Annotated in this window: 18 protein-coding genes and 1 pseudogene; 6 read left to right on the top strand and 13 right to left on the bottom strand. The window is 71.1% G+C overall.

The genetic code is table 11. The annotated features are described in order from the left end of the window. The first annotated feature begins 1 nt into the window (after position 1). On the top strand, positions 2-463 hold the full coding sequence (locus tag FPZ41_RS12720) for a DUF3093 domain-containing protein (RefSeq protein ID WP_131563523.1): 462 nt from the start codon (positions 2-4) through the stop codon (positions 461-463). A gap of 128 nt (positions 464-591) precedes the next feature. Here FPZ41_RS12720 and FPZ41_RS12715 read toward each other — a convergent pair whose 3' ends face one another. The 4 genes from FPZ41_RS12715 to FPZ41_RS12700 form a co-directional block, all read right to left on the bottom strand. After that, positions 592-1,548 (bottom strand): hypothetical protein, encoded by a 957-nt coding sequence (locus FPZ41_RS12715; protein ID WP_322620156.1) that lies wholly within the window; start codon positions 1,546-1,548, stop codon positions 592-594. Between the two features lie 13 nt (positions 1,549-1,561). After that, positions 1,562-1,858: a DUF4193 domain-containing protein gene (locus FPZ41_RS12710; protein WP_005481602.1), complete on the bottom strand. Its 297-nt coding sequence runs from the start codon at positions 1,856-1,858 to the stop codon at positions 1,562-1,564. A gap of 469 nt (positions 1,859-2,327) precedes the next feature. Next, positions 2,328-3,569 (bottom strand): sensor histidine kinase, encoded by a 1,242-nt coding sequence (locus FPZ41_RS12705; RefSeq protein WP_152862110.1) that lies wholly within the window; start codon positions 3,567-3,569, stop codon positions 2,328-2,330. A 5-nt stretch (positions 3,570-3,574) separates the two neighbouring features. Next, a complete protein-coding gene (locus FPZ41_RS12700; protein ID WP_322620155.1) occupies positions 3,575-4,228 on the bottom strand; it encodes a response regulator transcription factor in 654 nt (217 codons plus the stop codon). A 416-nt stretch (positions 4,229-4,644) separates the two neighbouring features. Here FPZ41_RS12700 and FPZ41_RS47040 point away from each other — a divergent pair, with 416 nt between their 5' ends. Next, positions 4,645-4,809: a hypothetical protein gene (locus tag FPZ41_RS47040; protein WP_165934996.1), complete on the top strand. Its 165-nt coding sequence runs from the start codon at positions 4,645-4,647 to the stop codon at positions 4,807-4,809. A gap of 110 nt (positions 4,810-4,919) precedes the next feature. Here FPZ41_RS47040 and FPZ41_RS12695 read toward each other — a convergent pair whose 3' ends face one another. Further along, positions 4,920-5,741, bottom strand: coding sequence for an inositol monophosphatase family protein (locus FPZ41_RS12695; protein ID WP_322620154.1), 822 nt, complete (start codon positions 5,739-5,741; stop codon positions 4,920-4,922). Between the two features lie 8 nt (positions 5,742-5,749). Continuing rightward, entirely contained in the window at positions 5,750-6,877 is a 1,128-nt protein-coding gene (locus tag FPZ41_RS12690; RefSeq protein ID WP_152862109.1) for a ferrochelatase, read from the bottom strand. 170 nt (positions 6,878-7,047) lie between these two features. On the opposite strand from FPZ41_RS12690, the gene FPZ41_RS12685 reads away from it, so the two are divergent. The 3 genes from FPZ41_RS12685 to sepH all read left to right on the top strand — a co-directional run bounded on the left by FPZ41_RS12685 (position 7,048) and on the right by sepH (position 11,073). After that, a complete protein-coding gene (locus FPZ41_RS12685; protein ID WP_322620153.1) occupies positions 7,048-8,304 on the top strand; it encodes an MFS transporter in 1,257 nt (418 codons plus the stop codon). Beyond that, entirely contained in the window at positions 8,252-9,592 is a 1,341-nt protein-coding gene (locus FPZ41_RS12680; RefSeq protein WP_152862107.1) for a D-arabinono-1,4-lactone oxidase, read from the top strand. Before FPZ41_RS12685 ends, FPZ41_RS12680 begins: the two co-directional genes overlap by 53 nt. Positions 9,593-10,044: 452 nt before the next feature. After that, positions 10,045-11,073 carry a septation protein SepH gene (sepH, locus tag FPZ41_RS12675; RefSeq protein ID WP_152862105.1) on the top strand — a complete coding sequence of 343 codons (1,029 nt, stop codon included), beginning with the start codon at positions 10,045-10,047 and terminating at the stop codon, positions 11,071-11,073. A 217-nt stretch (positions 11,074-11,290) separates the two neighbouring features. Here the strand turns inward: sepH and FPZ41_RS12670 are convergent, their stop codons facing one another. Then, positions 11,291-12,118: a sulfurtransferase gene (locus FPZ41_RS12670; protein WP_152862103.1), complete on the bottom strand. Its 828-nt coding sequence runs from the start codon at positions 12,116-12,118 to the stop codon at positions 11,291-11,293. A gap of 325 nt (positions 12,119-12,443) precedes the next feature. Between FPZ41_RS12670 and FPZ41_RS12665 the strand changes: the two genes are divergently transcribed. Then, positions 12,444-13,262, top strand: a complete 819-nt coding sequence (locus tag FPZ41_RS12665; protein WP_152862101.1) for a VOC family protein — start codon at positions 12,444-12,446, stop codon at positions 13,260-13,262. 298 nt (positions 13,263-13,560) lie between these two features. Here FPZ41_RS12665 and FPZ41_RS12660 read toward each other — a convergent pair whose 3' ends face one another. The 6 genes and pseudogenes from FPZ41_RS12660 to FPZ41_RS12635 all read right to left on the bottom strand — a co-directional run bounded on the left by FPZ41_RS12660 (position 13,561) and on the right by FPZ41_RS12635 (position 19,116). Further along, entirely contained in the window at positions 13,561-14,553 is a 993-nt protein-coding gene (locus tag FPZ41_RS12660) for an AraC family transcriptional regulator (protein WP_152862099.1), read from the bottom strand. A 796-nt stretch (positions 14,554-15,349) separates the two neighbouring features. After that, entirely contained in the window at positions 15,350-16,177 is an 828-nt protein-coding gene (locus FPZ41_RS12655) for a Rossmann-fold NAD(P)-binding domain-containing protein (RefSeq protein WP_152862097.1), read from the bottom strand. Between the two features lie 128 nt (positions 16,178-16,305). Beyond that, a pseudogene (locus tag FPZ41_RS12650) lies at positions 16,306-16,448 on the bottom strand (SDR family NAD(P)-dependent oxidoreductase); the annotation flags it as partial. 115 nt (positions 16,449-16,563) lie between these two features. Continuing rightward, the gene (locus FPZ41_RS12645) at positions 16,564-17,208 is read right to left on the bottom strand and encodes a thymidine kinase (RefSeq protein ID WP_152862095.1); all 645 of its coding nucleotides are present in this window, start codon (positions 17,206-17,208) and stop codon (positions 16,564-16,566) included. 79 nt (positions 17,209-17,287) lie between these two features. Continuing rightward, positions 17,288-18,520, bottom strand: a complete 1,233-nt coding sequence (locus FPZ41_RS12640; RefSeq protein ID WP_152862093.1) for an alkaline phosphatase family protein — start codon at positions 18,518-18,520, stop codon at positions 17,288-17,290. After that, entirely contained in the window at positions 18,520-19,116 is a 597-nt protein-coding gene (locus FPZ41_RS12635) for a DUF5998 family protein (RefSeq protein WP_131564886.1), read from the bottom strand. The genes FPZ41_RS12640 and FPZ41_RS12635 overlap by 1 nt, the downstream gene beginning before the upstream one ends. Positions 19,117-19,137: the final 21 nt, after the last annotated feature.

Below are 19,137 nucleotides of genomic sequence, written 5' to 3'. Positions count from 1 at the left end.
CATGCAGCCCTCCGCGTCGCCGTACGAAGAACGTCTCACCGCGCCCCGCTCCTGGTGGCTGATCTGCGCTCTGGTCGGCGTGGCCATGGCTCTGATCCTGCTTCCCTTCGGCACGCTCCCGCTGCTGGGCGGGCTGGTCGGGGGCACGGCGGTCTCGGCGGTCGTGGCCAGCTCCTACGGCTCGGTCCGTGTCCGTGTGGTCGGCGGCGCGCTGATCGCGGGCGAAGCGAAGATCCCGGTGAGCGCACTCGGCGACGCCGAGGTCCTGGACCCGGAGGAGGCCCGCGCCTGGCGCACGCACAAGGCGGATCCGCGTGCCTTCATGCTCCTGCGTGCCTACATCCCCACGGCCCTGCGCATCCCGGTCACGGACCCGGCGGACCCCACGCCCTACGTGTACCTCTCGACACGGGAGCCCGAGCGCCTGTCAGCGGCCCTGGAAACGGCTCGCACCACGGTGTAGGCCGCCGAGAGCGGTACATCCGGGTCTCGGGCTGTCTCTGTACGGCGGTGTCCCGTGCGGGGCTGTGCGGGGCCCAGAGGCGGTCTCGCCCGCCGTAGTGGCCCGGCTGCCGAGTACGGCAGCCGGTGTCAGCGGCCCAGCTCCTTCGGGATCTCTCCCACCCGCAGCGGATCCGCCGGCTTCTCCAGCGGCGGCAGCTCGGGCAGCGCGTCCCAGGGGACCTGGATTCTGCGGAGGTCCTTGCGGATGCGCTCGGCGAGGTTCTTGGTGTCGCGGCGGTTCATGACCGCTCCGACGGCCGCCCCCACCATGAACGGCATCAGGTTCGGCAGATTGCGCATCGTGCGCTTCATGATCTGCTGGCGCAGCTCCCGCTTCATCTGGCTGCCCAGCGCGGCGTTGATCGTCGACGGCTTGACCACGTCGATCCCGCGCTCCCCGGTCCAGGAGCTCAGATAGGCGGTACTGCGCTGCTTCAGGTTCCCCGGCGGCCGTACCCCGTACACCTCGTACAGCTCGGCGATCAGTTTGAGCTCGATCGCGGCGACCCCCGTGATCTCGGCGGCCAGTTCCGTGGGCATCGCGGGCGGCACCGGCAGCATCGCGGCGGCTCCGATTCCGGCGCCCACCGTCGACGTGGCGTTGGCCGCGCCGGCGACGAGTCTGTCCGCGATCTCCTCGGGCCCCAGGTCCGGGAACTGCCTGCGCAGGGTCGCGAGGTCCCGCACGGGAATCCGCGGGGCTATGTCGACGATGCGGTCGGCGAGCTGCGCCAGGGCGGCCCTGGCCCGGCTGCCGCCTTTACGGGCGCCCTCGATGCCTTGCCAGAGTGCGTCCCTGACGACCTCCGTGCGAGGCCGGCCGGCCGGCGCCGGAGAGTCCACCGGGACCGGAAGGCCCGGCTGCGCGTCCGCGGTGTTCGCGTCCTGGGCGCCCCCCGACGCCGTGCCAGACGTGCGTTCGAGCGAGGCTCCGGGTTCGGAGGAGCCCCGCCCTTCATCACGCACGCCGTGAGAGCCGTCGTACGGCTCTTCGTCCGCCTCCTTGCGGAAGCGGCGCTTCCAGGGAGGGGTCGAGCCAGTCACGGCCGACCCCGCCTCAGTCGCAGTCGCGGCAGATCGGCTGGCCGTTCTTCTCGCGGGCCAGCTGACTGCGGTGGTGGACCAGGAAGCAGCTCATGCAGGTGAACTCGTCCTGCTGCTTGGGCAGGACCCGGACGGCCAACTCCTCGTTCGAGAGGTCGGCGCCGGGCAGTTCCAGGCCTTCGGCGGCCTCGAACTCGTCGACGTCGACCGCCGAGGTCGACTTGTCGTTCCTCCGGGCCTTGAGTTCTTCCAGGCTGTCCGAATCGACGTCGTCATCGGTCTTGCGTGGGGTGTCGTAATCCGTTGCCATTGTCGCTCTCCCCCTCTGGGTGTCTACGGTGTCTCCAGCGCACGTAACGCGTGAGAGGCCGGACTTGTGCCCGACCCGAGGCGGAGATTTTGCCTCACATCAAGGTCTGTTACTCAATCGACACCCAACCGGACCCCTCAAGAGTGATCGGCTTGGATGGCGAACGGGACCGTACACGGTCCATGGGCCGCACTTCAAAGGCGTCTCACCGTGTACTTCCCGTGATCAAGATGGTCGAAAACCCGGATTTTCCCGGCTTTCCGACAGTCACATGATCACGGAGAGTAGATGGCTGGAAATTCGCCCCTGTGATCGATCACACACGATCTCCACGCTTGCGCGCGAGGAAAATTCCGCCCAAAGCGAACGCCGTCTTTGTGTCGGCGGCATGATGTCAGATCAGCACGGCCTCCCGCATCTCAGGTCGGCCGGATCTCGCGCCCCTCTGGACCCTCAGGCCGCCCGACTTTCAGGTCGGCAGAGTGACCCGCATCACGAGTCCACCTCCCTCGCGCGGACGGGCGGCGATGTGGCCGCCGTGCGCGCGGGCCACGGATCGGGCGATCGACAGGCCGAGGCCCACTCCCTTGTCGCTCCCCGTGCGCTCGGTGCGCAGCCGCCGGAAAGGCTCGAAGAGGTTGTCGATCTCGTACGCGGGGACCACCGGCCCGGTGTTCGCGACGACCAGGACCGCCTGGCCATGCTGGAACTCGGTCGCCACCTCGACCCACCCGTTCTCCGGCACGTTGTACCGGACGGCGTTCTGGACGAGGTTCAGAGCGATCCGCTCCAGCAGGACGCCATTGCCCTGGACGACCGCCGGGGCGCGCTCGCCGCGGATCTCCACGCCCTTGGCCTCCGCCTCGGCGTGCACCTGGTCGACGGCCTGCGAGGCGACCTCCGCCAGGTCCACGGGCTTGCGCTCGACGATCTGGTTGTCACTTCGGGCGAGCAGCAGCAGGCCCTCGACGAGCTGCTCGCTGCGTTCGTTGGTGGCCAGCAGCGTCTTGCCGAGCTGTTGCAGCTCCATGGGAGCGTTCGGATCGGACAGATGCACTTCCAGGAGCGTGCGGTTGATCGCGAGCGGGGTTCTCAGCTCGTGCGAGGCGTTCCCGACGAACCGTTGCTGGGCCGTGAAGGCCCGCTCCAGCCGTTCCAGCATGTCGTCGAGGGTGTCCGCCAGCTCCTTCAGTTCATCGTCCGGGCCGTCCAGCTCGATCCGCCGGGACAGGTCCGAGCCCGCCACCGCGCGCGCGGTGCGGGTGATCCGGCCGAGCGGCGTGAGCACCCGGCCCGCCATCGCGTAGCCGAAGGCGAACGCGATCACGGCGAGGCCCAGCAGGGCCAGCAGCGAGCGGCTGAGCAGGCCGTCGAGGGCGTGCTGCTTCAGGGCGTCGTTGCACGCCTTCAGCGCGGCGTTGCGCGCGTCGTCGGTGGTCGCGTTGTTCAGCTCCGGGCAGGTGTCGCTGCGGATGGTGACGCCGCTGCCGGAGATCTGGAACGACTGGCCACTGCCCTCGTGGATGGCCTGGGCAGCCAGCAGATAGATGATCGACAGCAGCAGGATCCCGGCGATCAGGAACATGCCGCCGTACAGCAGCGTGAGCCTTATCCGGATGGTCGGGCGCAGCCAGGGGAACGGCGGCTCCGGCTTCCTCGGGTCCCAGGTGGGCTTCGGGGGCGCCTTGGGCGGCGCGGGTGTCGCGGCCATCGGGATCAGATCCGGTAACCGGAGCCGGGCACGGTGACGATGACCGCGGGCTCGCCGAGCTTGCGGCGCAGGGTCATCACGGTGACGCGCACGACGTTGGTGAAGGGGTCCGTGTTCTCGTCCCAGGCCTTCTCCAGGAGCTGCTCGGCGGAGACGACGGCGCCCTCGCTGCGCATCAGCACCTCCAGGACGGCGAACTCCTTGGGGGCGAGCTGGATCTCCCTGCCGTCGCGGAAGACCTCGCGGCGGTTGGGGTCGAGCTTGATGCCGGCGCGCTCCAGGACGGGTGGCAGTGGCACGCTCGTCCGGCGCCCCAGGGCACGCACGCGTGCGGTGAGCTCGCTGAAGGCGAACGGCTTGGGGAGATAGTCGTCGGCGCCTATCTCCAGGCCCTCGACACGGTCGCTGACGTCGCCGGACGCGGTGAGCATCAGCACGCGCGTGGGCATGCCGAGCTCGACGATCTTGCGGCAGACGTCGTCACCGTGCACGAGGGGAAGGTCGCGGTCGAGGACGACCACGTCGTAGTCGTTGACGCCGATGCGCTCCAGGGCGGCCGCACCGTCGTACACGACGTCGACGGCCATGGCCTCCCGGCGCAGTCCGGTGGCCACCGCATCGGCGAGCAGCTGCTCGTCCTCGACGACGAGTACGCGCACGTCGCTTGTCCTTCCTCTGTCCACCCGCGTGGCGCATCCGCGGCGCACGCGAGCAGGGTCTTCGTGGGTGTGTGACCTCCATCCTGCCCTTTTCGGCCATAAGTCGGCGGTAAGTCAGAGTGCGGGCCGCGCGCGAGGAACGCGGGAGTCCGGGCAAACGAGAAAATCTCGTCCGGTTGAGGTTTCCCCGGAACGGTGTGGGGGGAGGACGGCTTTACACCCCGCGATCACACTCTGCTTGTACCGCACCACCATGCGGTACGTCGCGATCCGCTTTCCGCAGGGCGGGCGTGGGTGTCCGGCACCGTCGCCGCCCAGCACGGGCAGCGCTGGGCATCCACAAGAGACGTGATCGCCCCTTCCGAACGGCACACCCCCGTGCCACCGACCCACGACCCAGGACGAGGGGGCGCAGCATGGACGCATTCACCGCAGGACTTTTGCAGCGCATAAGGGCAACCGAGTCCGACCTGACGCGGGCTCGCGAGACGGGCGACGACTTCCTCGTGGAGGTCGAGCAGGGCGAACTCGACGACCTGCACCGTCTCGCCGCCGAACACGGTGTGGAGGTCAGTGCGTAACGCGTCTGACCGGCTCGTCCGAGCGGGGCTCCGGCATCGATCCAGTGCCGGGGCCCCGCTCGGCGTTCACGGGGTGTCAGCCGGCGTCGTACGCCGTGCCGTGTGCGCCGTCAGTCGTGCCACGCTCCCAGCGCCTCCAGGCGGGCCTGGAGGGGCTCGAAGAGGCCGGGTGGAGCCACGACGGTCAGGTCGGTCGAGAGAGGCTCTCCGGGGCGGCCGCCGGTCAGGGCGCCCGCTTCCCGGGCGATGAGGTCGCCCGCCGCGTAGTCCCAGGGGTTCAGTCCGCGCTCGTAGAAGCCGTCGAGGCGGCCCACCGCCACGTCGCACAGGTCGATCGCGGCCGAGCCGCCGCGCCGGATGTCGCGCACGTGGGGGAGCAGTTCGCGGAGCACCTCGGCCTGCCTGGCCCGGCGGTCGGCCAGATAGCCGAATCCGGTGCCCACGAGGGCGACGTCCAGGGCGGCGGCGGGCCGCACGCGCGCGACGCGGCCGTTCACATACGCCCCCTCCCCCAGGACCGCCCGGAAGGTCTCGCCGCGCAGCGGGGCGTGGACCACGCCGACGACCGTCTCGCCGTGCAGCCGGGCCGCGATGGACACCGCCCAGCTGGGCAGGCCGTACAGGTAGTTGACGGTGCCGTCGAGCGGGTCGATCACCCACTGGACGCCGCTGCTGCCCTCGACGCTGGCGCCCTCCTCGCCGAGCACGCCGTCGTCCGGCCGGCGCTCGGCCAGCAGGCCGGTGATCAGCTTCTCGGAGGCGATGTCCATCTCGGTGACGACGTCGACGGCGCTGGTCTTGGTGGCGGCCACGCCGAGGTCCGCGGGGCGGCCGTCGCGGAGGAAGGCGCCCGCGCGGGTGGCCGCGTCGAGCGCGATCTCCAGAAGCTCGGCCCGCAGAGGGCCCCGCTGCTCTGCTGACTTGTCGGTCACGATGCTCCTCACGCGTACGGGCTGTCGGCGCCGGCGGCGGCGGGACGGGGGGTGCGGGCCGGGCAGCAGCCCACGGGGCACAGGTTGTGGCTCGGGCCGAGCGCCCCGAGGGCACAGGGGGTCACGTCCGCGCCGCGTTCGGTCGCGGCGCGCTCGAGGACCAGGTCCCGGACCGCGGCGGCGAAGCGCGGGTCCGCGCCCACGGTGGCCGAGCGTCGCACGGGCAGACCCAGCTCCTCGGCCTTGGCCGTGGCCTCCGTGTCGAGGTCGTACAGGACCTCCATGTGGTCCGAGACGAACCCGATGGGCGCCATCACGACGGCTGGCACTCCGGCGCCGTGCAGCTCCTCCAGGTGGTCGCAGATGTCGGGCTCCAGCCACGGGATGTGCGGCGCCCCGGAACGCGACTGGTAGACCAGCTGCCAGGGGTGGTCGGCACCGGTCCGCTCGCGCACGGCGTCGGCGATCAGCCGGGCGGTGTCCAGGTGCTCCGCGACGTACGCGCCGCCGTCCCCGTGGTCCTCGACCGGGCCTGAGGTGTCCGCGGCCGCGGTCGGGATGGAGTGCGTGGTGAACGCGATGTGGGCGCCGTCCCGTACCTCCTCGGGGAGGTCGGCGAGGGATTCCACGAGGCCGTCGATCATGGGTTCGAGGAAGCCGGGGTGGTTGAAGTAGTGCCGCAGCTTGTCGACCTTCGGCGGCTCCAAGCCCTCCGCCTCCAGGGCGGCGAGCGCGTCCGCGAGGTTCTCGCGGTACTGGCGGCAGCCCGAGTACGACGCGTACGCGCTCGTGGCGAGGACGAGGACGTGGCGGCGGCCGTCGGTGGTCATCTCGCGCAGGGTGTCCGTCAGGTACGGCGCCCAGTTGCGGTTGCCCCAGTAGACCGGCAGGTCCAGGCCGTGCTCGGCGAAGTCCTTGCGGAGAGCGTCGAGCAGCGCTCTGTTCTGGCCATTGATGGGGCTGACCCCGCCGAACCGGAAGTAGTGCTGCCCCACCTCCTTGAGCCGCTCCTTGGGGATGCCGCGTCCCCGCGTCACGTTCTCCAGGAAGGGGACCACGTCGTCCGGGCCCTCGGGTCCTCCGAACGAGAGGAGCAGCAGGGCGTCGTAGGGGGTCGCGTCGCGTGCGTCGGGCATGACTACGATCCTGCCACCCACCCGTGACAGCCGGGTTCCCGGCCCTTGTTCCGGGGGGCGTGAGCGGGTGCAGGGGGCGTGCCGTACCCGTAAGCTGTGTCAGCTGTATTCGCGCCTTACGGGATCGGCCCATCCAGCCGACCGGTCCCACGGCAGACCCGGAGACCCACGTGCCCAGCCCCTACCGCGCCCTGTTCGCCGCCCCCGGCACCAAGGGCTTCACCGCCGCGGGTCTCCTCGGCCGGATGCCGCTGTCGATGATGGGCATCGGCGTGGTGACGATGGTCTCCCAGCTCACCGGCCGGTACGGGCTCGCGGGCGCGCTGTCGGCGACCATCGCCCTGTCCGCAGCCGTGGCCGGGCCTCAGGTCTCCCGCCTGGTGGACCAGTACGGGCAGCGCCGGGTGCTGCGCCCGGCGACCCTCCTCACGATGGCCGCGGCGGCCGGGCTGTTGTTCGCCGCGCACCACGGGTGGCCGGACTGGGTGCTCTACGTCTGCTCGGCGGGCGTCGGCTGCACCCCCAGCATCGGGGCGATGACCCGCGCACGCTGGGCGACGCTCTACCGGGGCACCCCGCACCTGCACACCGCGTACTCCTTCGAGTCCGTGGTGGACGAGGTCTGCTTCATCTTCGGGCCGATCTTCTCCATCGGGCTGTCCACGGCCTGGTTCCCGGAGGCCGGGCCGCTGCTCGCCGCCTGCTTCCTCGCGGTCGGCGTGTTCTGGCTGACGGCCCAGCGCGCAACCGAGCCCGCACCGCACCCGCGCGAACACCACGGCGGCGGTGGACGGTCGGCGCTGCGCTCCCCCGGCCTTCAGGTTCTGGTGGGCACCTTCGTGGCGACCGGGGCGATCTTCGGAGCCGTCGACGTGGTCACCGTGGCCTTCGCCGACGAGCGGGGCCACAAGGCCGCCGCGAGTGTCGTCCTCTCCGTGTACGCGGCGGGATCCTGCCTCGCGGGGATCGTCTTCGGCCTGTTGCGCTTCGCGGGAGCCCCTGAACGCCGGTGGCTGCTGGGCGTGTGCGGCATGGCCGTGAGTATGATCCCCCTCCTACTGGTCGGGAACCTGCCGTTTCTGGCTGTGGCGCTCTTCGTCGCGGGCCTGTCCGTCGCACCCACGATGATCACGACGATGTCCCTCATCGAAGAGCACGTACCACGCGCGCAACTGACCGAGGGCATGACCTGGGTGAGCACCGGACTCGCGGTCGGGGTCGCGCTCGGCTCCTCCGTGTCCGGCTGGGTGATCGACGCCGCCGGAGCGGACGCCGGGTACGGGGTTCCGGCGGTGTCCGGTGCCGTCGCGGTCACGGTCGGTTTCCTCGGGTACCGCCGGCTGCGCAGGCCGGCTGCGCAGCGGGGAGGAGCCCATGAGCAGCACAGCGAGCGGCACGACGAGCACGAGCAGCGGAACATGGCGTAACTGGGCCGGGAACGTCACCGCCCGGCCGGTACGCGAGGTCACACCCGCCTCCGTGGACGAACTGTCCGCGGCCGTACGGCAGGCCGCCGAGGACGGCCTGAGGGTGAAGGCCGTCGGCACCGGGCACTCCTTCACATCGGCCGCCGCGACCGACGGTGTGCTGATCCGCCCTCAACTGCTGACCGGCATACGCGGGATCGACCGCGACGCCATGACGGTCACCGTCGAGGCCGGCACCCCGCTCAAGCGTCTCAATATGGCCCTCGCGCGCGAGGGACTGTCGCTCACGAACATGGGCGACATCATGGAACAGACGGTGTCGGGCGCGACCAGTACCGGCACCCACGGCACCGGCCGCGAGTCGGCCTCGATCGCCGTGCAAATCAAGGGACTTGAGCTGGTGACCGCCGACGGCTCGGTCCTCACCTGCTCCGAGAACGGGACCGCCGAGGAACGCGCGATCCTCGCGGCCGCCCGAATAGGCATCGGCGCCCTGGGGATCGTCACCGCGATCACGTTCGCCGTGGAGCCCCTCTTCCTGCTCACGGCCCGCGAGGAACCGATGGCCTTCGACAGGGTCCTCGCGGAGTTCGACGAACTCTGGGCCGAGAACGAGCACTTCGAGTTCTACTGGTTCCCGCACACCGGCAACACCAACACCAAGCGCAACAACCGCAGCGCGGGCCCCGAGAAGCCCATCCCCCCGCTCAGCGGCTGGTTCGAGGACGAGTTCCTCTCCAACGGCGTCTTCCAGGTGGCCAACTGGGTCGGCCGCGCCGTCCCCGCCACGGTGCCCACGATCGCCCGGATCTCCAGCCGTGCCCTGTCCGCGCGCACGTACACCGACATTCCCTACAAGGTCTTCACGTCTCCGCGACGGGTGCGCTTCGTGGAGATGGAGTACGCCGTGCCGCGTGCGGCACTGGTGGACACGCTGCGGGAGTTGAAGGCGATGGTCGACCGCTCCCCCCTGCGCGTCAGCTTCCCCGTGGAGGTCCGCACGGCCCCGGCCGACGACATCACGCTCTCCACGGCGTCGGGCCGCGACAGCGCGTACGTCGCCGTCCACATGTTCAAGGGCACGCCCTACCGGGCGTACTTCACCGCGGCAGAGCGGATCTTCACGGCACACGAGGGGCGCCCGCACTGGGGCAAGGTCCACACGCGCGACGCCGATTACTTCTCCGGTGTCTATCCCCGCTTCGGCGAGTTCACCGCGCTCCGTGACCGGCTGGACCCCGATCGCCGCTTCCAGAACGACTACCTGCGGAGGGTGTTGGGCCCGTAGCCACCCCTGGCCCGTGCGGCTGCGCGAGAGCGGGACGCATGAGCGAGGGGATTCATCCCGTTTCCACCGGTTTCATGCGGTGCATCATGCTCTATCGCCACGGAAAACGGCGCTTCGGTCGACCAACTCGCACCCCTTGCGAGAAGTTGGGCGGCGTGCCGATCCACGCAAGTGGCCCGAATGGAGTACTGTTGCGAGCCCTGGATCCGGACTCCCGCCAGGGTGTCCGGGGCCTTCGAGGACCGCCGGGAGGGGGATCGTTGCACAGGGTGATGAGATTCGTCACTTAGCGTTGCGAAAAGGTAACCGTGCCATAACGGCGACCCAGGGCCAACGCCCGACACGCCGGGCAACTCGGCAAGGTTGTGGCAGGCTGCACCCGGGCAGGCCACACTCGACTAGCGGAAGCAGCGACGCACGTGACGTCGGCAGGCACCACCCGGGAGGTCCCCATGCCCGAACTGCGTGTCGTGGCCGTCTCAAATGACGGCACACGGCTGGTGCTGAAGGCTGCCGACGCAACGGAGTACACACTCCCGATCGACGAGCGGCTCCGCGCCGCCGTCCGCGGCGACCGGCCACGCCTCGGCCAGATCGAGATCGAGGTGGAGAGCCATCTCCGCCCCCGTGACATCCAGGCCCGTATACGCGCCGGTGCGTCGGCCGAGGAGGTCGCGCAGCTCGCCGGCATCCCCGTCGACCGCGTACGCCGCTTCGAGGGTCCCGTGCTCGCCGAGCGCGCCTTCATGGCCGAGCGGGCGCGCAAGACTCCGGTGCGGCGCCCCGGTGAGAACGCGGCCGGTCCTCAGCTCGGCGAGGCCGTCCAGGAGCGGCTGCTCCTGCGCGGCGCCGAGAAGGAAACCGCCCAGTGGGACTCCTGGCGCCGCGACGACGGCACCTGGGAGGTGCTGCTGGTCTACCGGGTCGCGGGTGAGCCGCACTCGGCGACCTGGACGTACGACCCGCCCCGGCGGCTCGTCCAGGCCGTCGACGACGAGGCGCGCTCGCTGATCGGTGAGTCCGACGACCTCGGGGCGGCCGAGCCGAGTTTCCCGTTCGTACCGCGGATCGCCCGGCTGCCACGGGACCGCCCCCTGGACCGCCCGACGGAACGCCCCGTCCTGCCCTCCCAGGCGTCCGAGCCCGCCGAGGAGAGCACGGACGAACGCGACTCGCTCACCAGCATCCTGGAGGCCGTGCCCAGCTACCGGGGCGACCTCGTGGTGCCCGAGCGGCCCGCGGAGACGCAGGAGGAGCCCGCGCCGGAGCCCGAGGCGGAGGAGCCACCGGCTCCCGCGGCCTCGGCCGGTTCCGCTTACGCGGACGTACTCATGCCGCGCTCGGTGGCCAGCCATCGCGAGCGCCTCGTCGGCTCCACCGACCGCCAGGCCGAGGCGGACGGCGTCCGTCCGGGCCGGCGCGCGGCGGTGCCGAGCTGGGACGAAATCGTGTTCGGTACACGTCGGAAGAAGCAGGACTAGCGGAACAGGCAGAACCAGAAGCACGGACCAGAAGAACCGGGACTCGAAGGATCAGGACCAGTCGACTGGTCACAGGTACGTCCGTGGGGCCCGCATCGTTCAGATGCGGGCCCCACGTCGTGTTCAGATGCGGACCCCACGTCGTGTTCAGATGCGGACCCCATGGCATGCCGGGCATCAGCGGGAGCCGACCGATGTCACCTGGCGGCCGCGCAGATCACTGGGGATCCGGGCCCGTCGCCACCGGGCGGTTGCCGTCCTGGCTCCACTCCGACCACGAGCCGGCGTACAGGGCGGCAGGGATGCCGGCGACGGCCAGCGCGAGGACCTCGTGGGCGCCCGAGACACCCGACCCGCAGTAGACACCGACCTCCGGGGCACCGGACGTGCCCAGTGCCCTGAAGCGGTCGGCGAGTTCGGCGGCGGGCAGGAACCGACCGGATTCGGCCACATTCTCCGTGGTGGGTGCCGAGACGGCGCCCGGAATGTGTCCGGCGACGGGATCGATGGGCTCGACGTCACCGCGGTACCGCTCGGGCGCCCGCGCGTCGAGAAGCAGTCCGGTGCGGGCGAGCGCGGCGGCACCGTCGGCGTCCAGCAGCGGCAGGGCGCCCGGAGCCGGTGCGAAGGTTCCCTGAACCGGTTCGGGGACCTCCGAGGTCAACGGGCCGTCCCAGGCCGCGAGGCCCCCGTCGAGGACGCGTACCGACGGGTGTCCGGTGAAGCGCAGCAGCCACCACGCGCGCGCGGCGGCCCAGCCGAGCCCGCCGTCGTACACCACGACGTCCCGGTCCGCCGAGACCCCGGCCGCCCGCATCGCGGCGCCGAAGACCTCCGTGTCCGGCAGCGGATGCCGGCCGCGGGCGCCCGCGGGACCTGCGAGTTCGGCATCCAGGTCGACGAAGACGGCGCCCGGGATGTGCGCCTTCTCGTACTCGGGTCGCAGGTTCGGGCCGCCCAGCTGCCAGCGGACGTCGAGAAGGACCGGCGGGGTCGGGCCCGTGAGCTCAGTCGCGAGTCCGGCTGCGGAGATGATGGCTTTCATGGACCCCATCCTTGCGCACGGGGTGGCCCTGTCGCCCAGGTCCGGCTACTGTGCTCGGCCGGACAGGCCCGATCACGAGGCGTACGGGATCGGGCACATGCTGTACATCCGCAGGACCCACGCGGCAGGCGCACCATCGGACGGGAAGCCGCAATTCGGGCACCCTTCCCCGTAGTTCGCCGAACCGCGGCGGCGCGGCAGGGACGAGCCGCGCCACGGGTGGTGCGAGCATCAGCAGGGGACGCGCACGCGCGTGAAGGCGGTATGCGCGTTCGGTGAGCGGCGGCGACACGGCCGCCGCGAGGGGCCGAGGAGAGTAGTGACGATGACCGAGGCACGGGGTTCGGCCGGCCTGCACGGTGAAACGTATCCGCCCGGCACACCATGCTGGGTGAGTCTGATGGTGCACGGGATGGCCGCCACCCAGGACTTCTACGGGGCGCTGTTCGGCTGGGAGTTCCGGCCGGGACCGCAGCAACTGGGCCCGTACGTAAGGGCTCTGCTCGACGGACACGAGGTGGCCGGGATCGGTCAACTGCCGTCCGACCGTCATCTGCCCATCGCGTGGACGCCCTACCTCGCCTCGGCCGACGTGGACAAGACCGCCGCGATGGTGCGGCACTGCGGCGGCACGGTCGGCGTGGGCCCCCTGGACGCCGCCGACGCGGGCCGCATGGCCATCGCCTCGGACTCCTCGGGCGCCGTCTTCGGGATCTGGCAGGCCGCGGCCCACCTCGGCACCGCCGTCGCGGGCGTCCCCGGCACGCCCGCATGGAACGAACTCTTCACCCGCGACGCCATCGGCGTCGCCAAGTTCTATGAGACGGTCTTCGGCCACGAGGAGGAGTCGCTCGCCGCCGCCGACGTCGACTACGTGACCCTCCGCGTCGAGGGCCGGCCGGTCGCCGGCATCCACGGCGTCGGCAGATCCCTCCCCCGCGACCGGGGCCCCCACTGGCTGACCTCCTTCGAGGTCGCCGACACCGACGAGGCGGTCACCCGCGTCACCGACCTCGGGGGCCATCTCCTCAAGCCCGCCCGGGACACACCCCACGGCCGCGTGGCCACGGTCGCGGACCCGGAGGGCGCGGTGTTCTCCTTGATCCACACGCAGGGCCGCACAGAGGGCCGCACAGGGCGCTGAGCCGGGGCCCGGCGCCCGGCTGCGACCGCTCACCCGCACTCACGCCGGGCCAGGGCCTCTTCGGCTGACGTCCCGATGATCGTGGGCCGGTACGGTACGCACCGTCGCGCGCCCCGGCGGCCATCGCGCGCGCCGGCGCCGTGGCCTGGTACTGCGACGAGACTGCCGCGGCACGGACGCAGTACACCGGGCACTGGGTCGCGCGGGACGGGCTGCTGCTCGCGGCGGTCACCGTACCGGCCCGCCGGGAGTGACCCCTCGCGGGCCGGTGACCCGCCGGGCCGGTGACGGGGTGCGATCAGCGCTCGAGGACCACGGTCTGGGGTGACAGCCCGGTCGGGCGCACCGTCCGCCTTCCGGCGCCCTTGCGGAACTCCTGCGGGCTGACGCCGCGGACCCGCTTGAAGGCCGCGCTCAGAGCGAAGGCCCCGCTGTATCCGACCCGCCGGGCGACACTGGCCACGGTCGCGTCCGGATCGCGCAGCATGTCCGCGGCGAGCGTGAGCCGCCAGCCCGTCAGATACGACATCGGGGGCTCCCCGACCAGCTGGGTGAAGTGCCGGGCGAGACCGGCGCGCGAGACGCCCACCGAGTCGGCGAGCGAGGCCACCGTCCAGGGCAGGTGGGGCTGTTCGTGCAGCCGCCGCAGGGCGGGACCCACGACCGGGTCGCTCTGTGCCCTGAACCAGGGCGGCGCTCCGGACTCCGGGTCCGCGAGCCAGGTGCGCAGGACGTTGATGAGCAGCAGGTCGAGCAGCCGGTCCAGGACGATCTCCTGGCCGACCTCGTCCTTGTCGATCTCCTCGGCGAGCACTCCGACGAGCGGGTCGGGCCCGGCGGAGGCGGGCCGGACCAGCAGCACGGGCAGGGCGGACAGGATGCGGGCGCCGATCTCGCTGGGGGCCTGGTAGGTGCCGCTGAGCATCACGGAGGAGCCGGCGCGGTGGGGTTGCCCCCAGGTGCGCACGCCCAGGGCCATGCGTTCGGTGACGTCCTGGCCGTCGGTGGTCTGGCAGCGCTGTTCCGGGCCGACGACGATGCGCGGTTCGGTGTCCGGGTGGTCGGCGATGGTGTAGGCGTCGGGGCCGCGCAGCACGGCCACGTCACCGGGGCGCAGGAGGAGCGGACGGCCGCGGTCGGGCAGCACCCAGGCGTCACCGTGCAGCATCGTCACGACCGACAGGGGCGCCCGGTCCTCGATGCGCATCCCCCAGGGGGGCTGGAAGACGGACTTCAGCAGGAACGCACCACGGGCCTTGGGGCTCTCCAGCAGACCGGTCAAGGTGTCCATCCCGTCAAAGTACAAGGTGTCCGTCCCCTCGCAGCAGACCACACGGCCACATGATCACTTGGGCGGCCGGACAGGCTCCGGGGAGGTGCGGGCACGCGACAGGACGGTCCGGGCGAGTACGCCGAGCGCGGCGGCGCAGCTGACGGTGCGCAGGACGTTGGCGGTGCGCCACAGGCGTTCGAACTCGCCGCGCGCAGCAGGGTGGCGGCGAGGCCGGTGGCGAGAGTACGGCTGATGTGCGGTTCGGTGGCGGGCGGCAGCCCGGGCGCGCCGTCAGCGCGGCCGGGTGATGCCGCGGAGCCGTGCGGCCGAGGAGACGGACCGGGGCCTGCATGGCGTCGGCGGGCACCTGGGTGAAGACCGGCAGGCACACCTGCTCCTGGACCCTCCGGTGGGAGTGGGCGGCGAAGCTCGGCAGCCACTCGACCAGGCAGGGCCACAGAATGTCGTCCTCGGTGTTGTGGTGCCAGTCGATGATGCTGCACAGTTGCCGCCACCAGTCGGCCGCGGCGGGCAAACCGGCGGTGGTCAACAGGGGAACAACCGACACGATTCTCCCGGAACCCCGCCGCATCGCGATGCGTGTGAGGGCGAAGCCGTGCAGATGACGGGGGCAGCGGGGCCAGACCACCCTCGGTCGTCAGCGGCGCGTCCATCTCTTCCCACTGTTTTCGTCTGGTGCCCCGACGCGCGGTGCCCCGAGTCCGGACCCGGCAGATGCCCAGGTCCCGCATGGCCCCTGACCGCTTGCGCCGGGTGTCCGGGACCTGTCCGCCGGCGGTGCGCCGGACAGGCTCTATGCGTTCCACACGCCGGTGGCGGCGGTGTCCCGCGCGTAGGCGGAGAAGTCGCGCGGTTCGCGGTCCAGTACTTCCTGGACGCCGTTCACCAGGCTGGCGTTGCGGCCGTCCAGGATGATCGCGAAGAGGTCGGCGAACTCCGCCGGCTGGCCCGCCTCGACGAGAGCCGCTCGGTAGTCGTCGCTGGAGACGGGGATGTGGGTGATGGTGCGGCCGGTGGCCGCGGACAGCTCGTCCGCCACATCGCGGAAGCTGAGCAGGCGGGGTCCGGACAGTTCGTATGTGGCGTGGATGTGCCGGTCGTCGGTGAGCGCGGCGACCGCCACGTCGGCGATGTCGTCGGCGTCGACGAAGGGCTCCACGCACTCGCCGGTGGGGAGGGCGAGCTCCCCGGCCAGAACCGGCTCCAGGAAGAAGCTCTCGCTGAAGTTCTGGTTGAACCAGTCGCACCGCACGACGGTCCAGTCGGCGCCTGACTTCTTCAGTGAGTCCTCGGAGGCGACGGCGCCCTCCTCGCCCCGGCCGGAGAGCAGGACGAGCCGGCGCGTGCCGTGGGCGACGGCGAACTGCGAGAACTCCGCGATGGTCTCGCTCGCGCCAGGGAAGGCGAGGTCGGGGTAGTAGGTGACGTAAGCCGAGCCGACACCGTCCAGGGCCGGTCCCCAGGTGCCGGGGTCCTCCCAGACAAAGGGCCGCTCGCCCTTGCGGGAGCCGATGCGGACCGGGCGCCCCTGTGAGGTGAGCCGGTCCGCCACCCGGCGACCGGTCTTGCCCGTGCCGCCGATGACGAGGGTCAGGTTGTCGTTCTTCGTGCTGTGGGTCATGGCTCCAGTGAAGCGCGATCACCCTGGACGGAACATAGCTTCCAAGCTCAGTTCCATACGCAATCGTCTCAAGAATGCCGGGGCGGCCCGGCCAGGTGGACGACCATCGCCGCCACCTCATCCGCGAGGCAGACGGCGTTCACCGTGGCCCCGGCCGGGGCCAGTTCCTTGCCAGTGCCCGGGTGAAACCGACGACAGCGTGCTTGGACGCGGTGAACGGCGCCCCCATGAGGACGCCCTGCTTCCCGGCAGTGGAGGCGATGCTGATGATCCCGTCCCCGAACTGACGTACCAATCACACGACTTGGCGCTGGAACAATCCTGACGGACCACCAGCGACACCGGACCAACCCCGAACTCCCCGGCGTCACCGCGGCATTGGTAGGTCACCCCGACGTGACCGGCAGCACGTCGGGAGACAGTGCCGCCGCGTGCGCCGTCGCGCTCGTCATCCGCTTGCGATGATGGCGACGGCACAGAACCTCGTACCCGACGGTCCCCATGCCCACGTCCCCCACCACGACCTGCTCACCCTCGACGACCATCTCGCCACCCACCGTGCGGGCGTTGTGGGTGGCCCGTGCCCCGCACCAGCACATCGCCTCGACCTGGAGCGTCTCCACCCTGTCCGCCAGCTCGATCAGCCGCTGCGAACCGGGGAAGAGCCTGGTCCGGAAGTCCGTGGTGATGCCGAACGCGAACACGTCGAGGTCCAGGTCGTCCACGATCCGGGCCAGCTGGTCGATCTGCTCGGTCAACAGGAACTGGGCCTCGTCCACGACGATGTAGTCGACCTTGCCGCCCCGCGACATGCGCTCCACCACGAAGACGTAGAGATCCAGCTCGGGCGTGGCCTCCACCGCCTCGGTCACCAGGCCCAGGCGCGAGGACAGCTTGCCCTCCCCCGCGCGGTCGTCCCGCGTGAAGATCAGGCTCTGCAGACCGCGAGCCGAACGGTTGTGCGCGATCTGAAGCGCCAGAGTCGACTTCCCACAGTCCATCGTTCCGGAGAAGAACACCAGCTCGGGCATGGGAGGGCGAGGACCTTTCAGAGGGGTTCGGGGCAGGACCGGGCGCCCGGCACGGACGCCGCGCTGCGGACGGGAGGCTTCAGGTGCGTACTTCCAGGAGCGGGATGAGTTGTTCCACGGGCGTCATCGAGCCGTGGTTGCCGACCATCGCGGACTCCTTCGGTTCCCGTTCGGACGCGATGATCAGTACGTCGTCGCGGGCCGCGGCCACGACATCACCGATGCGCGCGTACACGCGTTCGTCGACCGTCGGGCCGAACCAGCCCGCCGCGATGGCCTCGTCGCGGGACGCCACCCAGAACTGCTCGCCCAGTACCTCGCGCCAGCAGGTCAGGACGTCCGCCTCGGCACCCGGCACCGCGTACACGTGGCGGGCCCGCCCCTCGCCGCCCAACAGGGCGACCCCGGCGCGCAGTTCCCAGTCCTCGTCGAAGTCGATGCGGTGCTGCTCGTCGAACGGGATGTCGATCATGCCGTGGTCGGCGGTGATGTACAGGGCGGTACGCGGCGGGAGTTGCTCCGCCAGGCGCTGGACCAGCCGGTCGACGTACATCAGCTGCCCGCGCCAGGCGTCGGAGTCGATACCGAAGCGGTGGCCCTTGCCGTCCACCTCGGAGTAGTAGGTGTACACCAGCGAGCGGTCTCCGGCGGCCAGTTGCTCGGCCGCCAGGTCCATGCGCTCCTCGCCGGAGAGCCGTCCGTGGAAGGTTCCGCCGCTGAGTGCGATCTGGGTGAGCGGGGTGGTCTCGAAGGCCGGCGAGGAGACCTGGGCGGTGTGAACGCCGGCCGCGGCGGCCAGCTGGAAGACCGTGGGGTACGGCTGCCACGCCCGCGGTGCGGTCCAGGGGGTCCAGCGGAGCTGGTTCATCAGCTCGTCGGTCTCGGGGTTGCGGACCGTGTAACCGGGCAGCCCGTGCGCGCCCGGGGGCAGGCCCGTGCCGACGGACGTGAGGGAGGTCGCGGTGGTCGCCGGGTAGCCCGCGGTGATCGGGCGGCCGGTGCCGCCCCGCGACGACGCGAGCAGCGAGGTCATGAAGGGGGCCTCGTCCGGGTGCTCCTTCAGCTGCTGCCAGCCCAGCCCGTCGATCAGGAAGACGCAGTTCCGGTCGGCCGCGGTCAGTTCCGTCATGGCGGCGGTCGTGCCGGGGACCTCCATGCCCGCCGCGAGGGTCGGCAGGAGGTCGGCCAGCGAGCCGGTGCCGTACTCGGGCACGGGGGCCGAGCTCACATCGAGGGATTCGGGCTCGTCCCAGAGAGGCGCGGGCACCGAGCGCCCCGGGTCGGGGGCGGTGGGCGGGGACGCGTGGGACATCAGCGGGCGGTGTCCGCGGTCGCCTCGGAGAGGGACTGGGCGAAGGCGAGGGCCTGGCGCACCGTCTCCGGGCCGTCCCCGGCCTCGCTGACACGCAGGCTGAGGTCGTCCGCCGTCGAGTTGCCCGTGTAGCCGTGGTCCGCCTCGCAGTTGGGGTCGCCGCAGGCCGCGGGCTCCAGGTCGATACGGGAGACGGCGCCCCAGCCGATGGTCAGGACCACCTCGCGGGGCAGTGTGCCCGGCGAGTACGACTCCGGGTTGGCGACCACCCGGCTGACGACGACCGACGAGATCCGGCCGAGCTTCACGGACTCGGTGGACGTCGTGGCGTACGGCGTCGGGGACGTGCTGTCCGCGGTCTGCTCGTCGGTGTGGCTCACGATGAAGCGGTTGCCGGTGAGGACGAGCACCGTGACGTGCCGACGCACCTCGTTGGCGTCGAACGTCGTCTCCTGATGGACCAGGTACGACCGGACGGCGTCGCCGCCGACGGCGGCCTCCACCGCCTCGGCCACGAGGGCCGGGTAGTAGCCGCTGCGCTCGATCGCCGCCCGCAGCCCCTGAGTCGTCGTACTGGTCTTGGCCATGACGTCCATCCTACGGGGGCACACTGACTG

Origin of the sequence: Streptomyces acidicola (assembly GCF_009377235.1) — a bacterium.
In the GTDB taxonomy this organism is placed as follows: Bacteria; Actinomycetota; Actinomycetes; order Streptomycetales; family Streptomycetaceae; genus Streptomyces; species Streptomyces acidicola.
The sequence above is the reverse complement of the archived record's forward strand: the minus strand, read 5'-3'. Positions and strand labels throughout refer to the sequence as shown.